The sequence below is a fragment of the Haloferula sargassicola genome (assembly GCF_040362925.1).
In the GTDB taxonomy this organism is placed as follows: domain Bacteria; phylum Verrucomicrobiota; class Verrucomicrobiia; order Verrucomicrobiales; family Akkermansiaceae; genus Haloferula; species Haloferula sargassicola.
This window is the reverse complement of record NZ_BAABRI010000009.1, coordinates 114,760-129,643: the sequence shown is the minus strand read 5'-3', so window position 1 is coordinate 129,643 and position 14,884 is coordinate 114,760. Positions and strand designations below refer to the sequence as shown.

The following is a 14,884-nucleotide window of genomic DNA, read 5'->3' as shown; positions in this document are numbered from 1 at the left end:
TACCATGAAAGCCCGACTCCTCCTCATTCCGCTGCTGGTCATCGCCGGCCAGGCCTTCGCCCGACCGAACGTGGTCGTGATTTTCACCGACGACCAGGGCAGCGCGGATGCCGGCTGCTACGGGGCGACCGACCTGCAGACGCCCTCGATCGACCGGCTGGCGGGCGAGGGCGTGCGCTTCACGCAGTTCTATGCCGCCTCCGCGATCTGCTCGCCCAGCCGCGCCGGGCTGCTGACGGGTCGCTACCCGTGGAAGGCGGGCCTGGAGCGGAACGGCCCGGCCGCGCCGCCGGAGGAGCTGGAAGACCTGGCGAAAAGCAAGGGCCAGGGCGGGCTGCCCGGCGCGCAGGTCACGATGGCGGAAATGTTCCACCAGGCCGGCTACGCCACCGCCCACATCGGCAAGTGGCACCTCGGCCACGGCGCCGGCTCGAAGCCGCTCGACCAGGGGTTCGACTACTCCTTCGGCCACATGAACGGCTGCATCGACAGCTGGTCGCACTTCGTCTACTGGGGCGGACCGAACCGGCACGACCTGTGGGAAAACAACCGCCGCGTGCGGCTGCCGGGCCGTTTTTTCCCCGACCTGATGGTCGAGAAGGCGTCGAGCTTCATCGAACAGCACCGGGACGAGCCGTTCTTCATGTACTTCGCCGTCAACCTGCCTCACTACCCCTACCAGGGCGACCCGAAGTGGCTGGAAAAGTATGCCGACCTGCCCGCTCCGCGGAAATTCTACGCCGCCGCCGTGTCGACTATCGATGAGCGGATCGGCGCGTTGCTCGACGAGCTCGACCGCCTCGGGCTGCGGGACAACACGATCGTCGTCTATCAATCCGACCAAGGCCACTCGACCGAGGAACGCGCCCACGGCGGCGGGGGCAGCGCGGGGCCGTATCGCGGCGCGAAGTTCAGCCTGTTCGAGGGCGGCATCCGGATCCCGGCCGTGATTTCCTGGCCCGGCCACCTGCCGGCCGGCGAATCGCGCGATGCCATGGTGCACGGCTGCGACTGGTTCCCCACGCTGGCGTCGCTGTGCGGCGTCGAGCTGCCCGAGGTCGAGCTCGATGGCATGGACATCTCCGGAGTGATCCGTTCGGCCGACGCGCCGTCGCCGCACCAGCGGCTCGAATGGCGGATCGGCGACCAATGGGCGGTGCGCGAGGGACCGTGGAAACTGCTGCACCAGCCGCTGACGGTCGGCGGCCCGCCGCTCGCGCCGGAGGATCGCGAGTGGTTTCTCTCGAATCCCGGCGAGGATCCGTCCGAGATGAAAAACCTCGCCAGCGGCCACGCCGACCTCGTCGAGCACCTGAAATCACTGCACTGATCCGATGAAGCCACTCCGACTGGGCATCGCCGGCATTCACATCGAGAGCAGCACCTTTTCCCCGCTGCTCACCGAAGCGTCCGACTTCCTCGCCACCCGCGGGGCGGAAATGATGGAGCGCTATCCGTTTCTCCAAGCTGCTGCCTTCGCCTCCGTCGAGCCGGTGCCGCTGGCCCATTTCCGGGCTTTGCCCGGCGGGCAAGTACGACAACAGGCGTACCAAGCGATGAAGGCGGAGATCGTCGAGCGCCTGCAGCAGGCCGGGCCGGTGGACGCCTTTTATTTCGACGTCCACGGAGCCATGGCCGTCGAAGGCCTCGACGACGCCGAGGCCGACCTGCTCCGCGCCATCCGCGAGGTCCTGCCACCCGGCACGCCGGTGACCTGCAGCCAGGACCTTCATGGCAACGTGACCGATGCCCTCGTCGCCCAGGCCGACTGCATCACCGCCTACCGCACCGCCCCGCATGTCGACTGGATGGAGACCCGCGAGCGGGCCGTGAAGCTGCTGCTCGACGGCCTGGCCGCGGGCCTGCCGGTCCACCGGGCGCGGGTCGGAATCCCGGTGCTGGTGTCCGGCGAAATGTCGAGCACGCGGGTGGATCCGGGTGCCCGGCTCTACGCGCCGCTCGATGAGGAATCGGCGCGGGAAGGGATCATGGATGCCTCCTTGTGGGTCGGCTACGCGTGGGCCGACCAGCCGCGATCGATGGCGACCTGCGTGGTCACCGGCACCGACGAGTCCGCGGTCCGCGCCTTGGCGGAGTCGATCGCTCGGCGCTACTGGCAGGCGCGCGACGAGTTTCAGTTCGGCTCGCCAGCGGGACCGGTGGACTGGTGTCTGGAGCAGGCCCTCGCCTGCGGTGAAAAGGCGGTCTTTCTCAGCGATGCCGGCGACAACCCGACCGCGGGCGCGGCGGGCGACGTGACCCACACGCTGGAGGCTCTGATTTCCCATCCAGCCTTCGGGTCTGGGCGGACGGCGATTTTTGCCTCGATCCCGGATGCGGCGGCCATCGAGCAATGCCGGGCGGCCCGGCCGGGCGATCGGTTGAAACTCCGCCTCGGCGGAAAGCTCGACCCGGTTCACAGCCGCGAGCTGCCGGTGGAAGCGGAGCTGGTGCGATCGGTCGGCGACCAAGCGGTCGTGCGCTGCGGGGGCGTGCAGGTCATCCTGACCACCCGGCGGACGCCCTTTCACAAGCGCGACGACTTCCTCCGGCTCGGGCTCGACCCGCTCGAAAGCACGATCACCGTGGTCAAGATCGGCTACCTCGAACCGGAACTCCACGCCATGGCCAGCCGTCATTTCCTCGTGCTCTCGCCCGGGGCGGTGCAGCCGGATCTCGAGTCGATCGACTACCGCCATCTGACCCGGCCGATGCATCCGCTCGACCGGGACTTCGAGTGGACGCCGCGGGCGGTCATGCACGGGCCGCTCAGTCTTGGAGCCACTTCCCGATCATGAGGGAAATGGCCTCGTCGCAGGCTTTCTCCGCAGCTTCGCCGGCGACGTTGGTGGCGGCGATGAAGACCGCGTGGCGGGCGGGCGCGATCCAGACGACGGCATACCAGAAGGTGTTCGAGCCATTGTGGGTGAGGGCGGTGCCGCCGGCCCAGTCGCGTTTAAGCACGCGCCAGCCGCAGGCGTAGTCGCCGCCCTCGGCGGGCTGGTGGAGGTGCTCCAGCGTGGCTGGCTTGAGCAGCTTCGAGCCGTCCGCATGAAGCAGGGCGAAGCGGGCGAAGTCGGCCAACGAGGCATGCACGCGACCGGCGGGCGCGATGGCGGGCGGGTTGTCGCTCCAGCGCGGGACGAGGCCATCGGCCGTGCGTTCGTGGCCCCACGGAGCGTCGCTTTTGCCCTTTTTCCCCGGCGGGCCGAAGCCGGCGGTGGTCATGCCGAGCGGGCGGAAGAGTTTTTTCGTGATCAGCTCTTCCCACGGCAGATCGGCGCGTTCTTCCAGCATGGCGCCGGCGATGGCGAAGCCGGAGTTCGAGTAAACGTGGCGCGTTCCCGGCGGGGCCGCGGGCGGCTGGGCAAGGACGGCCTCGATGAACCGGAGCCGTTGTTTCCGCGGGCTGCCGCGCTCCTTCCAGGCCTCTTCCCACGCGTCGGGCGGGGGCTCGGTGGGCACGCCGCCGCGGTTGTGGAGGAGCTGGTCGAGGGTGACCGCGCGGTAGTCCGGCTGCATCTTTTTCGCCAGCTTCGGGAAGACCTCGGCGATGGAAGTGTCCCATCCGATCGAGCCCTCGTCCACCAGGATGCCGGCCAGGGTGGCGGTCATGGCCTTGGTGCAGGAGCCGAGGTGGAAGGGGTCGTCCCGCCGCGCTTCCGCGTCGTCGCCGGACTTGCGGACGCCGGTGGCGAGCTGCTCGAGGATCTTGCCGTCTTTGGCGGCGAGAACGGCAAGGGCGGGCAGCTGGTGGCGCCCGCGGATGGCCTCGATCTCCGTCGTTTCCGCGTGAAGCGCCCCGGCATAAAAGCCCAGCGCGCCGAGAAAAACTGGAACGAGCGATGGCATGATTTTCACGCTAGGGCATGCCGGCGGCGGGGACCATGCCTTGTTTCCGGAAAACAAAAACCCTCCCCCGCCGGAGCGGAGGAGGGATGATGGAAGTTGCCCGCTTGGATCAGCGGCGGCGGCGGCGCAGCAGGCCGACGGCACCCAGCCCGATCAGCGCGGCGGAGGCGGGCTCCGGCACGGTGGTCTGGTTGAAGCTCAGGTTGTCGAGCGCGTGACGACCGTTCGAGCCGAAGGACTCCGCCGTGCGGGTGAAGGTGAGCGTGTAGGACTCGCCGAGGTTGCCGGTGAAGTTCGGCGTGATGGTCTGCACGTCGCCATCGTCATTCTGGGCCGCGGCGCTGGCGAAGTTGACGTTCTGGCTCCAAACCACGTTCGAGGACCCGTCGGTGAGGGTCAGCGTCCAGGAGGTGGTGGCGTTGATGGTCTCGTTGGTCAGCCCGAAGTCGAAGGAGTTCAGGACCAGCGCGTAACCGGGATCGGCACCGAAGGCGATGCTGTGGACGCCCTCATCGAGCTGGCCGATGCGGGGGATGCCGCCTTCGTTGTCCCAATCCCCCCCGCCGACCGTCGCGGACTCGGCACCGGCGAACCAGTGGGAGGTGTGGATGTCCCAGGCGGCATCCCAGGTGAGGGTGAGGTTGGGGGTGGCGCCGTTGGTGACGACCAGGCCGCTGGCATCGGCGGCGGCGTTCGAGCCGTAATTGCTTGGCACGGTGGCGTTGCTGCCGCCGATCTGGCCGAAGCCGAGCACGGTGGCCTGGCTGGTGCCGGCGAGACCGGCGATCAGGCCGAGAGTGAGGACGATGGGTTTTCTGTTCATGTCGATGTTGGTGGTTGGATGGAAGCGAGGGGGGTGGATCGCGGACGCAGGGGTGGCCCGGCGATTACCACGAGAAGCCACTCCCGGAGGCGGGGGCGGGGTTTAGTGGGAAGGTTGGAATTTGATTTTTTTCCTCCGCGTCCGGCGAAGCGCGTCGGTGGGGAGAGGGACATCCCGGCTCCGCTCGGGTGGCCGAAGGCGGAACATCGGCCGCGGCGGAGGGTCCGCCGGCGCGGGGGTCGGAAATCCCGGTTCGCCGGAAACAAGCGGGACGCCGGCGCGTATCCCTTGGCCCGATTGTGCCCAGAATCGATCATTGTCGGGCTCCCAAGGCCCCGGCATCTTCATTCGTTAACCCCGAAACCCAAGCTTTTGACCCCTTTCCCCACCTCCTTGGTCCTGCTCGTGGCAGGCCTGGCTCCCGGGCTGGCATCCGGCGCCCCCGTAATCTCCGAGTTCATGGCCAAGAACGGGTCCACCGTTGCCGACGAGGACGGTGATTTTTCCGACTGGATCGAAATCCACAACCCGGACACGGCCCCCGTCTCGCTCGGCGATTGGTATCTCACCGACTCCGACAACAACCTGACCAAGTGGCGGTTTCCCAACATCACGCTCCAGCCCGGCGAGTTCCGCGTGGTGTGGGCCTCGGGAAAGGACCGCCGCTTGCCGGCCCAGCCGCTGCACACGAGTTTTTCGCTCTCCGCCGGCGGCGAATACCTGGCGCTGGTGCATCCGGATGGCGCCACGATCGAGCAGGAGTTCGCGCCGGAGTTTCCGGAAATGGACGACGATGAGTCGTATGGCTTGGTGTTCGATACCGAGGTGCTGGTCGGAGCCGGCGCGAGCACGCGTTACCGTGTCCCCACCAGCTCCACCAATCCGGCGGCGGGCTGGATCCAGCCGTCCTTCAATGACAGTGCGTGGGCCAGCGGTCCGAGCGGGCTCGGCTGCGGGCTCACCGTTCCGGGCATCACGGCGCGGCAGGTTTTCAAAAACGGCAGCATGGGCGGGCTCGCGGACGCCTTGGCGCTGGTCGCGCTGGTGCCGGGAGATCCCGGCATCCTGTCGGAGACCACGGCGGTGGTCGATTCCGCCAATTTCCTCGGCAGCGGCTCGGACGGCCGCTTCTCCGGCAACACCACCTTTCCGGGCGGAAACGGCGACAACTACGCGGTCCGGCTGACGGGCTTCGTCGAGATCCCCACCTCCGGCGTTTATACCTTCGGGGTCAATTCCGACGATGGCTCGCAGACCAAGATCGATGACACGGTGCTGTATTCGGACGATACCTTCCACGGCCCCGAGGACCACATGAACGGGCGCTACCTCAGCGCCGGCACGCATTCGTTCGAGGTGGTCATGTTCCAGGGAAACGGGGGCGACGGTCTTGAGTTCTACGCGGCCGCGGGGAACTACTCGTCGTGGAACTCCGCCTTCCGGCTGGTCGGCGATACCGGAAACGGCGGCCTGGCCGCGACCACGACCTCCGACGGTGCCGGCGAGCTCGTCGCGACCAACCTCGCCGCCACGCTGGCCAACCAGCGCGGCGCGTATTTCCGCACCGGCTTCACCACGGCCGCTCCGGCGTGGGCGACCTCGCTCTCGCTGGTGGCCCGCTACAATGACGGCTTCGTGGCCTGGCTGAACGGCGACCCGGTGGCCTCCGCCAACGCGCCGGGCACGGTCGCGTGGAACTCGCTGGCCACGACCTCCCGGACCAGCACGCAAAGCCTGCGCGGCTCCGGTTTCAACCTGACCGCGGAAATGGCGGCCTTGGCCGGGGGCGATAACGTCCTCGCCATCCACGGCATGAAGAGCGCGGCCGCGGACGACAGCTTCCTGATCCTGCCGGAAATCATCGCCGGTGCGCCGGACGCGACCTCACCGCCGGCATTCTATGGCAGCGGCAAGGCGACGCCCGGCTGGATCAACGTCGAGCCGACCTCGTTCGGCAAGGTCGAGGACACGAACTTCAGCGTCGACCGCGGTTTCTTCACCGCGCCGATCGAGGTGGAAATCACCACCGCCACGCCGGAAGCGATCATCCGCTACACGGTCGATGGTTCCACGCCGAGCGCGACCCACGGGCTGGTCTACACGGGGCCGCTCACCGTTTCCACGACCACCACCCTGCGCGCGATCGCGGTGCGGCCCGGCTGGGAGCCGACCAACGTCGACACCCAGACCTACCTGTTTCTCGACAGCGTGCTGGCGCAGTCGCCCGACGGCTCGGCGCCCGCGGGCTGGCCGGCCTGGAGCGGGACCGGCCAGATCCTCGATTTCGGCATGGATCCGGACATCGTCGACAACACCGATCCGGACATCGGCGGCGAGGAATCGGTGCGGCAGGCCCTGGCCTCGCTGCCGGCGGTTTCCCTGACCACCGACCTGTCGAACCTGCTCAACATCGATGGCTCGCAGGGGATCTACTCGAATCCCGGCAACCGCGGCTTCGGCTGGGAGCGGCCGGTTTCCGTGGAGTGGATCAATCCGCCCGACGGCGACCACCCGAACGGCACCGGCGAGTTCCAGATCAATGCCGGCCTGCGGATCCGCGGCGGCTACTCCCGGGCGACGGACAACCCGAAGCACTCGTTCCGGCTCTACTTCCGCGGCGACTACGGGGCCACCAAGCTCGAGTATCCGCTCTTCGGCCGCTATGGTGCGGCGGAGTACGACCAGGTCGACCTGCGCACGGCGCAGAACTACTCGTGGTCCTTCGGCGGCGACGACGCCAACACCTTCCTGCGCGAGGAGGCGACCCGGCAGGCCTTCCTCGACATGGGCCAGGAAGGCTCGCGGGTGCGCTATTTCCACCTCTACCTCAACGGCCAGTACTGGGGCCTCTACAACCTCGACGAGCGCCCCGAGGCGTCCTTTGCCGAGACCTATTTCGGCGGAAACAAGGACCAGTGGGACGTGGTCAAGAGCGAGGGCGAATCCGGCTACGTGGTCGGTGCCACCGATGGCAATCTGGCCGCCTGGCAGGAGCTGTGGACCAAGGGCAAGACCCACCGCGCCTCGCCGACCAACGCCCACTACTTTTCCCTGATGGGCCTGGCCGCGGACGGGGAGACGCCGACCGCCGATCCGGTGCTGCTCGATCCGGCGAACCTCGCCGACTACCTGCTGCTGACGTTCTGGACCGGCAACCTCGACGGCTGCACCTCGGCCTTCCTCGGCAATGACAAGGCCAACAACTGGTTCGGCAGCCGCCGCCGCGAAAACAATCCGCGGCAGGGTTTCCAGTTCTTCGTCCATGACTTCGAGCACACGTTTTTCAACGTCAACGAGGACCGCACCGGGCCTTACAACGTGGGCAACCTGTCGGACTTCGCCTACTCGAACCCGCTGTTCCTGCACCAGGACCTGATGGACAACAGCGAGTACCGGACCCTGTGGGCGGACCGGATCCAGAAGCACATGTTCAGCGGCGGCGCGCTGGATCCGGTGAATTGGGGCAACCGCATCAACCGCCTCGCCGGCATCGTCGACCAGGCGATCATCGCGGAAAGCGCGCGCTGGGGGGACGCCAAGACCTCCACCCCCAAGACCCGCCAGACCTGGATCAACGCCCAGAACAACCTGCTCGCCTATCTTTCGCCGCGGGCACCGGTCGTGCTCAGCCAGCTGCGGGCGGACTCGCTCTATCCCGCGATCGATGCGCCGGTGCCGATTCCCTTCGGCGGCTATCAGGACAGCGGCGTGCAGGTCGCGGTGTCGGTCCCGGCGGGCGCGACCACCTACTACATGGCCGATGGCTCGGATCCCCGCGCCGTCGGCGGTTCGTTGCGGTCCGGCGCGCAGGTCTACACGGCCAGCGTTTCCACCGAATATCCCGTGGCCTGGTCGAGCCCCAGCTGGCGCTACCTCTACGACGGCAGCGACCTCGGCACCGCCTGGCGCGAGCCCGTTCACGACGACTCCCACTGGCCCGTGGGCACCGCCGAGCTGGGCTACGGCGATGGCGACGAGGCGACCGTCATCCCGATCCACTACGTCGGCCCCGGGCAAAAGGCCGCCACCTGCTACTTCCGCAAGAGCTTCACGCTGGCCGACTTGGACGGCATCACTTCGGCCGACGTTTCGGTGCTCTACGACGATGCCTACGCCGTCTACCTGAACGGCACGCGCATCGCCGGCAACCTGCCCCTGGATCCGCCCGCCGACTTCTACGCCGGCAATGCCATCGAGGAAACGGTGGCCACCACCCAGTTCGACCCGTCCGCGTTGGTCGCGGGGGAAAACGTGATCGCCGTCGAGATCCACCAGGCCAGCCCGAACAGTTCGGACATCAGCATGGACCTCCGGCTCAGCCTCGCACGCTCCAGCTCATCGACTCCGCTGATTCTCACCGGTGCCGGCGAGCGACCGCTGCGGCTGCGCAGCCGCGCCGGTTCCACCTGGAGCGCGATGAGCGAGGCGACCTTCCTGCTCGATACCGAGCCGGCCTCGCCCTCGAACCTCGCCATTTCGGAAATCCACTACCACCCGGCCGACCCCGGCGCCGCGGAAATCGCCGCCGGCTTCGACGATGCGGAGGACTTCGAGTTCGTCGAGCTGCTGAACATCGGCAGCCGCCATGTCGACCTCGACGACGTCTATTTCTACGGTGCGATTTCCTTCAACTTCACCGGTGCCGCCACCGGCCGGACGCTCGCTCCCGGCGCACGCGTGCTGGTCGTCGCCGACCTCGATGCCTTCGAGTTCCGCTACGGCGCGGGGAAACCGGTGGCCGGCAAGTATTCCGGCAGCCTCAACAACGCTGGCGAAACGCTCACCCTGTTCACGCCCGCCGATGAGGTCCTGCGCCAGGTCGACTACAGCGACGACGCCCCGTGGCCCGCAGCGGCCGATGGCTCCGGCTCCTCGCTGGTGCGGCGCCATCCGGGCGAGCCCGCGACCGATTCCGATCCCGACGGCTGGCGGCTCAGCGGGCAAACCGGCGGCTCGCCCGGCGAGGAGGACGTGCCGGCGGTCGGCAGCTTCGATGCCTGGGCGTCAGCCCGCTTCAGCGCCGCGGGCCTGGCGGCTTCGTCAGTGTCCGGCATCCAGGCCGATCCGGATGGCGATGGCCGCCCGAACTTCGAGGAGTACGCCTTGGCCACCGATCCGCTCGTCGCCGACCTGCCGGAGGTCGGTTTCGTGTGGGCGGAAGAAGCGGGAGAGCGCTACGCCGCCGTCCGGTTGAAGCGTCCGGAGAATCCGCTCGGCGTTTCCTACGAGCTGCTGGCCGCGGATGATCTCGCCGGGCCGTGGTCGGTGGCGGCCAGCCTGCCGGCCTCGACGAATGCCCTCGGCGGCGGCTTGGAGCACGCCGTGTTCCGGGACTCGGGCATCGCCGATGAGCCCCGCCGTTTCCTCCGCATCCGCACGGTATGGACGCCGTGAAACACGGCTCCGATCAGGCCCTTGGGCACTCCGTTTCCGGAGGAAAAGCAGGCCCAGCGCGCCGGCTGCCAGGAGGCCGGTGGAAGGCTCGGGGACGTAGGTGAGGGTCAGCGTGGGACCGTCGTAGGTGGTGTTGGAATAGCCCGCGTAGGTCGCGGCCACGGTGGCATCGCCGGTGCCGAAGACGACCCGGATGGTGTCGCTCGTGTTGAGCCGGGTCAGCAGCTCGGCCTCGGCCAGCGGGGAAAGCGCGAGGTTGAAAACATCGACATCGCCGGTGGCGGTCTGCGTGAAGGAGACGGTGCCGAGCGGGATGAGAACCAGGTCGCCATCGCCCGCGTCGGTGTCCGTTCCCGGGTCGGAGCCGTCGAAGGCGAGCGGCGAGGTGCCCGACTCGATGTTGGAGAGCGTCGGCGAGGCGTCGAGGAAGAGTTCCAGCGACCCGTCGGTGGTGAAGCTGGCGTTCGACTGGGTGAGGCTGACGGTCGCTGAGGTAATGCCGGTCACCGCTCCCAGCGAGCCGACCGTGAAGTCCGCCACGCCGTAGCTGGCGAAGGTGCCGTTGCTGCTGCCCTCGATGTTGAAGAAGGCCTTACCGCTGCTGCCGGATCGGGGACCGCCGGTCTGCACGGTGGCATTGTTGAAGGCCTCCACCGCCACAGTGGCGGCGGACAGCGGGACGAGACTCAGGGCGGAAACGGCGGGGATCAGGAGGGCGGCTCGGGTCTTCATCGGAACCTGCCGACGAGCAGCCCCCGTTCCAAGTCCGGCATCAAGTCGACCGTTCAAGCCGCACAAGGCCGCTCCAGCCGCTCCGCCGAGCGAGAACCGGAAGCCCCTCAGGTCGCCGCCGGCACCGGCGCGGCCGCCGCCGGCTGCCGTTCGCGGATGCCCGCGACGCTGGCGGCGGCCAGCGCCCCGAAGCCGAAGCAGGCGATCCACAGCGACTCCGGCGAGCGCTCGAACAAGGCCAACCCGGCGGCCGGGCCGATCATCGTGGCGCTGCTCCATGCCACGCCCAGCACGCCCATGAAACGGCCGCGCATGTCGTCCGGCGCGAGGTTGGCGACGAAGCTGTGCGACACCGGCAGCGCCACCATTTCCCCCAGCGTGAACAGCACCATCACCGCGACCAGCAGCGGCAGCGCGCCGCCGAAGGCGCTCAGCCCGATGCCCAGCCCGACCAGCAAGTAGCCGGCCGCCATCACCCGCGGCGGGGCGAAACGCCGCGTCAGCGAGGTCAGCGGCAGCTCGAAGGCCACGATCATCAGGCCGTTGATCGCCATCAGCCAGCCGTAGGTTTTTTCGGAAAATCCGCCCACGGTGGTGACATGCAGACCCCAGGTGCTGCTGAGCTGCCAGAAAATCATCGCCGAGCAGAAGGCCGCGAATACCGCGCGCACGTAAGGCGGGTTGCCACGCATCGAGCGCAGCGCCACGCCCCAGCCGGCGTTCGACGGCGCGGGCTTCTTTCCGGCGGGCAGGCCGATGAGGACCAGCAGCCCGAGCAGCGCCGTGGTGGCGGCATCGATCACGAACAGCCACAAGAACGAGCCCGCGGCCAGCGCCCCGGCGGTGATCATGCCGAGCGCGAAGCCCAGGTTCACCGCCAGCCGCTGGCAGCCGAAGGCCCGGATCCGCAGCGCCGCCGGCACCATGTCCGCCAGCAAGGCGCTGGAGGCCGGGAAATACATCGCACTGGCCAGACCCACCACGCCGCTGATGGCCACGATCGCCCCCGGCGCATGGGCCTGCGAAAGCGCCAGCATCGAAAGCGCGGCACTGGTGCAGGAGAACAGGATGGTCGGCTTGCGGCCGATCCGGTCGGCGCAGTAGCCGCCCGTGATGTTGGCCAGCAGCGCCCCCGCGCCATAGGCTGCCAGACTGGCCCCGGTCACCCACGCCTCGTGGCCCTGGCGCTTCAGGTACAGCGCCAGGAAGGGCATCACGAAGTGCCCGAAGCGGTTGATCAGGGTGCCACTGAAAAGAATCCAATAGCATCTCGGAAGCCTTCGAAGGTCGCTCCAGAGGCTGGCGTGGGGTGGGGCGTGCGCATTCATGTCATCAGCGGGGAAAACAAAAAGCCCCGCGCACCTGAGGTGGCGGGGCTGGTGGGAAAGGAGGTCCTAAAAAAGTCGGGATCTAGCGCTCACCGGGCCCGCCGTGGCCCATCTCGAAAAGGAAGCTGTGGTTGCGGGCGGTCAGGTCACCGCAGGCGTAGCCTCGCTTGTCCGCGCCCTCTTGGGAGAGCTGGGGGAAACGGATGGCTTGGACTTGCGGATTCATGCGAGCGGAGGCGGGATCTATCACATCCGCCCGATTTGCCAAGCTCCCAGTTTTTTCATCCGCCGCCTCAAGCCCGGCCCAGGATCCCAGCGGCGCCTTGGATCGGTAGCGGGCCGGCTTTTTACCGCCTGCGGCGAAGCAGGGCGGGCAGGCCGAGCGCCGAAAGCGCCAGCACCGACGGCTCCGGCACCGGCTCGAACATCACGGCGAAGGCGCGCATGGAAACGAAGGTGTTCAGGCCCGCCTGCTGGGTCAGCCGGTAGGCCGTGCCGGCCTCGAGGTCCGCCTGGCCGAGCAGCACCCATTCGGCATCCTTGCCGGGTTCGAGCGCGTCGGGCAGGTTCTCAGCATTCTGGTCAATCAGCACGTCGAAGAGCGTCGTGAGCCCGGCCGTGAGGGTGTAGCGCACGTCGCCGCCGCTGACGTTGGACGTGCGTGGCCAGGTCGCCCAGACGTTGTAGAGCCCGGAGCCGCCGGCCGTCACGCCGGTCGCGGTGTCGCCCTCGTCGGTGAGGATGGTGCCGGCGAGCAGCGGCGTGTTGTCGCCATCGAGGCCCGGCTCATAGGTGTAGACGTAGGTGTCGGGCTGGTTGACGCCATCGCCGCCGAAGAGACTGTCCCCCGGCTGGGTCCCCACGGTGCCCGCATCGGTGGAGGAGGCCGCCGTGGTGGTGTCGCCCCCGAAGGAAAAGTTCGCCGGGTAGGTGACCGGCCCGTCATCGGCACCGTCCGTGTCCACCTGGATCACGAAGGCGGCCTGCGCGGAGGCGGCGAACAGGAAGGATGCCACAACGGACAGGCGCGAATCCAACATGGGCCGAGCCATAGCACCCGGAGGCATCGTGTGCAATGCAATTGCCGACGCGGAGCGATCCCGGCCCCGCCGTGGTCAGGCGCGGGCCTTGAGCTTGGCCACGGTGTAGTCGGGATCGTCGGGCAGAACCTCGACGTTCACGATGGTGCCGGCGCGCTCGAGCATGTGGCGGCAATCCGGTGACAGGTGCCGCAGGCGCAGGTTCTTGCCGGCCTTGCGGTAGCGTTCGGCCAGCGCGTTGATGGCCTCCAGCCCGGAAAGGTCGCAGACGCGGGCGCGGGCGAAGTCGATGACGATGTTCATCACGTCCGAGCGGGCCTGGAAGTGGTCGGTGAAATCCCGCACCGAACCGAAATAGAGCAGCCCCTCCAGCGAGTAGATGCGCTCGTCCGGCGTGTCGTGGACCAGCTCCACGTGGACGTGGCGCGAGCTTTCCCAGGCGAAGACCAGCGCGGAGAGGATGACCCCGACGAAGACCGCGAGCGCCAGGTTGTGCAGGAACACGGTGACGAGCGTGACGGCCAGGATGACCAGGATTTCCGAGAACGGGACCTTGCCGAAGGTCTTGAGCGACGACCACTCGAAGGTGCCGATGACGACCATGAACATCACGCCGACCAGCGAGGCGATCGGGATTTGCACGATCACCGGCCCGGCGAAGAGGATGAACAAGGCGAGCGCGACGGCGGCGGTGATGCCCGAGGTGCGGCCGCGGCCGCCGGATTTGATGTTGATCAGCGACTGGCCGATCATCGCGCAGCCGCCCATGCCGCCGAACAGGCCGGAGAGGATGTTGGCGCCACCTTGCGCGAGGCACTCGCGGTTGCCGCGACCGCGGGTCTCGGTGATTTCATCGATGAGCTGCAGGGTCATCAGCGACTCGATCAGGCCGACCAGCGCGATGGTGAGGGAAATCGGCAGGATGGTCTTGAGGAACGGCCAGTCCCAGCTGAGGCCGGCCAGGTTGGCGGGGACGGGAAAGGCGTTGCTCAGGGTGCCGTCGCCGCCGCCGTCCTTGAGCACGTCGGCGATCGTACGGGTATCGAAGACACCGAAATAGCCGAGCGTGCCGATCAGCAGGATGGCCGCCAGCGCCGAGGGCACGGCCTTGGTCAGCTTCGGCAGGAAATGGATGATCGCCATCGAGGCGAGGACGAGCCCGATCATCAGGGCGAGCGGCCCGCCCGACAGCCACTCCATCACGCGGGTGCCGTCGTCCGTCACCGTGGCCAGTTTTTTGAAGAACCCGAGCTGACCGAGGCCGATGACGATGGCGAGGCCGTTGACGAAGCCGATCATCACCGGGTGGGGCACGAGGCGGATGAAGCGCCCGAGCTTCAGGGCACCGGCCGCCATCTGCAGGATGCCGGCGAGGATCAGCGTGACGAAGAGGTACTTCAGCCCCATGTCCTCGCCGCCCGCCAGTTCGCCGAGGTGGACGGCCTTGGCGGCGACGATCGCGACCGCCCCGGTGGCCCCGGAAATCATGCCCGGCCGGCCGCCCATCGAGGCGGTGATCAGTCCCACGAAGACCGCCGACCAGAGGCCGATGAGCGGGCTGACGCCGGCCAGGAAGGAGAACGCGATGGCCTCGGGCACCAGCGCGAGGGCGACGGTGAGTCCGGAAAGGACGTCGTCCTTGTAGGTGCCTTGCTTGCGTTGAAAGAGATCGAACATGGGAGCGGTCGGGCTGCGAGGAGCCGCGGGGGTGGGGG

Annotated in this window: 9 protein-coding genes and 1 pseudogene; 3 read left to right on the top strand and 7 right to left on the bottom strand. The window is 68.0% G+C overall.

All coding sequences use genetic code 11. The features are described from left to right. Positions 1 to 4: 4 nt before the first annotated feature. Entirely contained in the window at positions 5 to 1,330 is a 1,326-nt protein-coding gene (locus tag ABXH26_RS09620) for a sulfatase-like hydrolase/transferase (RefSeq protein WP_353566844.1), read from the top strand. A gap of 4 nt (positions 1,331 to 1,334) precedes the next feature. After that, entirely contained in the window at positions 1,335 to 2,798 is a 1,464-nt protein-coding gene (locus ABXH26_RS09615) for a M81 family metallopeptidase (protein WP_353566843.1), read from the top strand. Here the strand turns inward: ABXH26_RS09615 and ABXH26_RS09610 are convergent. Together ABXH26_RS09610 and ABXH26_RS09605 are read right to left on the bottom strand one after the other, a co-directional pair. Further along, positions 2,770 to 3,852 carry a serine hydrolase domain-containing protein gene (locus ABXH26_RS09610; RefSeq protein ID WP_353566842.1) on the bottom strand — a complete coding sequence of 361 codons (1,083 nt, stop codon included), beginning with the start codon at positions 3,850 to 3,852 and terminating at the stop codon, positions 2,770 to 2,772. The genes ABXH26_RS09615 and ABXH26_RS09610 overlap by 29 nt on opposite strands. A 109-nt stretch (positions 3,853 to 3,961) precedes the next feature. Then, entirely contained in the window at positions 3,962 to 4,675 is a 714-nt protein-coding gene (locus ABXH26_RS09605; protein ID WP_353566841.1) for a PEP-CTERM sorting domain-containing protein, read from the bottom strand. Between the two features lie 18 nt (positions 4,676 to 4,693). Here ABXH26_RS09605 and ABXH26_RS09600 point away from each other — a divergent pair. After that, a pseudogene (locus ABXH26_RS09600) lies at positions 4,694 to 9,493 on the top strand (CotH kinase family protein); the annotation flags it as partial. A 222-nt stretch (positions 9,494 to 9,715) separates the two neighbouring features. Here the strand turns inward: ABXH26_RS09600 and ABXH26_RS09595 are convergent. From ABXH26_RS09595 to ABXH26_RS09575, 5 genes are all read right to left on the bottom strand, one after another. Further along, positions 9,716 to 10,801 (bottom strand): PEP-CTERM sorting domain-containing protein, encoded by a 1,086-nt coding sequence (locus ABXH26_RS09595; RefSeq protein ID WP_353566840.1) that lies wholly within the window; start codon positions 10,799 to 10,801, stop codon positions 9,716 to 9,718. A gap of 107 nt (positions 10,802 to 10,908) precedes the next feature. Next, complete coding sequence (locus ABXH26_RS09590; protein ID WP_353566839.1) at positions 10,909 to 12,129, bottom strand: MDR family MFS transporter; 1,221 nt, start codon at positions 12,127 to 12,129, stop codon at positions 10,909 to 10,911. An 82-nt stretch (positions 12,130 to 12,211) separates the two neighbouring features. Beyond that, a complete protein-coding gene (locus ABXH26_RS09585; RefSeq protein ID WP_353566838.1) occupies positions 12,212 to 12,355 on the bottom strand; it encodes a hypothetical protein in 144 nt (47 codons plus the stop codon). Positions 12,356 to 12,476: 121 nt separating this feature from the next. Continuing rightward, positions 12,477 to 13,169 carry a PEP-CTERM sorting domain-containing protein gene (locus tag ABXH26_RS09580; RefSeq protein ID WP_353566837.1) on the bottom strand — a complete coding sequence of 231 codons (693 nt, stop codon included), beginning with the start codon at positions 13,167 to 13,169 and terminating at the stop codon, positions 12,477 to 12,479. A 75-nt stretch (positions 13,170 to 13,244) separates the two neighbouring features. Next, the gene (locus tag ABXH26_RS09575; protein WP_353566836.1) at positions 13,245 to 14,846 is read right to left on the bottom strand and encodes a SulP family inorganic anion transporter; all 1,602 of its coding nucleotides are present in this window, start codon (positions 14,844 to 14,846) and stop codon (positions 13,245 to 13,247) included. Positions 14,847 to 14,884: the final 38 nt, after the last annotated feature.

Coding starts and splice junctions, on each gene's coding strand:
- ABXH26_RS09620 (WP_353566844.1), top strand. CDS start 5: ATGAAAGCCCGACTCCTCCTCATTCCGCTGCTGGTCATCGCCGGCCAG.
- ABXH26_RS09615 (WP_353566843.1), top strand. CDS start 1,335: ATGAAGCCACTCCGACTGGGCATCGCCGGCATTCACATCGAGAGCAGC.
- ABXH26_RS09610 (WP_353566842.1), bottom strand. CDS start 3,852: ATGCCATCGCTCGTTCCAGTTTTTCTCGGCGCGCTGGGCTTTTATGCC.
- ABXH26_RS09605 (WP_353566841.1), bottom strand. CDS start 4,675: ATGAACAGAAAACCCATCGTCCTCACTCTCGGCCTGATCGCCGGTCTC.
- ABXH26_RS09595 (WP_353566840.1), bottom strand. CDS start 10,801: ATGAAGACCCGAGCCGCCCTCCTGATCCCCGCCGTTTCCGCCCTGAGT.
- ABXH26_RS09590 (WP_353566839.1), bottom strand. CDS start 12,129: ATGAATGCGCACGCCCCACCCCACGCCAGCCTCTGGAGCGACCTTCGA.
- ABXH26_RS09585 (WP_353566838.1), bottom strand. CDS start 12,355: ATGAATCCGCAAGTCCAAGCCATCCGTTTCCCCCAGCTCTCCCAAGAG.
- ABXH26_RS09580 (WP_353566837.1), bottom strand. CDS start 13,169: ATGTTGGATTCGCGCCTGTCCGTTGTGGCATCCTTCCTGTTCGCCGCC.
- ABXH26_RS09575 (WP_353566836.1), bottom strand. CDS start 14,846: ATGTTCGATCTCTTTCAACGCAAGCAAGGCACCTACAAGGACGACGTC.